This window comes from Deltaproteobacteria bacterium (assembly GCA_016874735.1).
Lineage (GTDB): Bacteria > Bdellovibrionota_B > Oligoflexia > Oligoflexales > CAIYRB01 > CAIYRB01.
The window spans coordinates 1-2,100 of sequence record VGTI01000161.1; the positions used below are offsets into that span (position 1 = coordinate 1).

Here is a 2,100-nt window from a genome sequence, read left to right on the forward strand (position 1 = left end):
CCACTGAGCCAACCACCCCGGCAAACGACCAAGGGCAAACATCACTGTGAACATCGGCGTTGGGATACCCATCGCGCGGTAGATCACACCCGAGTAGAAGTCGACGTTTGGATACAGCTTGCGATCAACAAAGTACGGATCACTGAGGGCCGCCTCTTCGAGACGCTTAGCGATATCGAGCAGCGGATCTTTGCGGTTCATTTTAGCTAAGATAGTGTCGCAGGCCTTTTTGAGGACTTTGGCACGTGGGTCATAGTTTTTGTACACGCGGTGACCAAAACCCATCAGGCGGAAGCCCGAGTTCTTGTCCTTAGCAAGCTCCACGGCCTTCTTGACGTCGCCGCCATTGCGTTGAATTTCTTCAAGCATCTCCATGACTTCCTGGTTAGCACCACCGTGCTTAGGGCCCCAAAGGGCCAGGATACCAGCGGCAATGGATGCAAACAGGTTAGCATCAGACGAACCGACCATCCGTACCGTCGACGTCGAGCAATTCTGCTCGTGATCGGCATGGAGGATCAGCAGCATGTTGAGCGTCTTCACCAAGTCCTCGTCAACCTCGTAAGGCTCCGACGGAACAGCGAACATCATGTATAGGAAGTTAGCGCAGTAATCGAGCGAGTTTTTCGGATAGATGACCGGCTGACCAATCGACTTCTTGTACGAGTAAGCAGCGATGGTGCGGATCTTGGATAGTACGCGCGGCATCAACTGAGCCACTTGTGCATTGTCATGCGGATCTAGCCACTCTGGGTAATAGCTAGACAGCGAACAAACCATGGACGACAGGATCGCCATCGGGTGCGCCGTCGATGGATAGCCGTCGTAAAAGTGCAGCATATCCTCGTGAATCAGGGAGTGACGCGTCAGCATCTCACGAAACTGGCTGAGCTCATTTTGATTGGGGAGCTTGCCGTACATGAGGAGGTAAGCCGTCTCAACAAAAGTCGACTTCTCTGCCAGTTGTTCAATCGGATAGCCACGGTAGCGGAGAATGCCCTTTTCACCATCGATAAAGGTGATGTCGCTTTTGCAAGCGCCGGTGTTGCCGTATCCAGAGTCGAGGGTCACATAGTTGGTTTCGGCACGTAATTTACGTATATCGATAGCTTTTTCATTCTCAGAACCGACGATGATCGGCAATTTGTAGGTCTTGCCTTCGAGCTTCAGTTCAGCAAAATCACTCATGTTGCAACCTCTCCAGTTCGACTAAGTTAAGGGTTATGGTACATAAAACCCCGGCATATGGCAAACCGGTGAAAAGCCTTTTGCTTTAGGATTTGCCAGGATTTTACACTTCTCTTACTCGGCTTCGAGGTGACCCTTGACTACGAAACGCCTCTTCCTTGTCGATGCCATGGCTATCGCCTTTCGCTCGTACTATGCTTTTGGCATGGGCCGACCGCTGACAACCTCCTCAGGACAGCCCGTTGCAGCCGTCTTTGGCACCGCCATGTTCATGCACAAGCTCTTGACTGAGCAGCGCCCCGACTATCTGGTGATTGCCAGGGACGTGAGGCAGCCCACCTTTCGGCACCAAATGTACCCCCAGTACAAGGCCAACCGGTCGGCCATGCCTGAGGACCTGGTGGCCCAGCTACCACTGCTTGAACGGCTATTTAAGGCATTCGGCTGCCCACTACTCAGTATTCCCGGGTTCGAGGCCGATGATCTCATCGGGAGCATGGCTCGCCAATGGGGGACCCCGGACCTCCAGGTCTATATTGTCTCTGGCGACAAGGATTTCATGCAATTGGTCAACGACCACACCTTCCTCTACCAACCTAAAAAGGGCGAAGACGCGGCCATCATCGACCGTGGCGGAGTCGCCGCTAAGTTCGGCTGCACACCGGAGCAGGTGATCGACTGCCTGGCGCTGATCGGCGACAGCTCGGACAACGTGCCGGGAGTTCCAGGTATCGGGGAGAAAGGGGCTGGTAAGCTAATTGCTGAATACGGCAGTCTCGAACGGATCCTGGAAAACATCCCTCTCATCAACAATAAAAAAATGCGTGAAGCCCTGCTTAACGGCCGGGACCTCGGTCTTTTGTCACGTCAATTGGTAACGATCCGCACCGACATCGAGCTACCAGTGACCCT

General features: G+C 53.6%; 2 protein-coding genes. One reads left to right on the plus strand and one right to left on the minus strand.

Features of this window, described 5'->3' with window-relative positions:
- Positions 1-1,188: citrate synthase (locus tag FJ146_19945; protein MBM4254245.1), on the minus strand; the 1,188-nt coding region annotated here is incomplete at its 3' end.
- Between the two features lie 136 nt (positions 1,189-1,324).
- On the opposite strand from FJ146_19945, the gene FJ146_19950 reads away from it, so the two are divergent.
- Positions 1,325-2,100, plus strand: a 776-nt coding sequence (locus FJ146_19950; GenBank protein ID MBM4254246.1) for a DNA polymerase I, incomplete at its 3' end; no start/stop codon positions are given.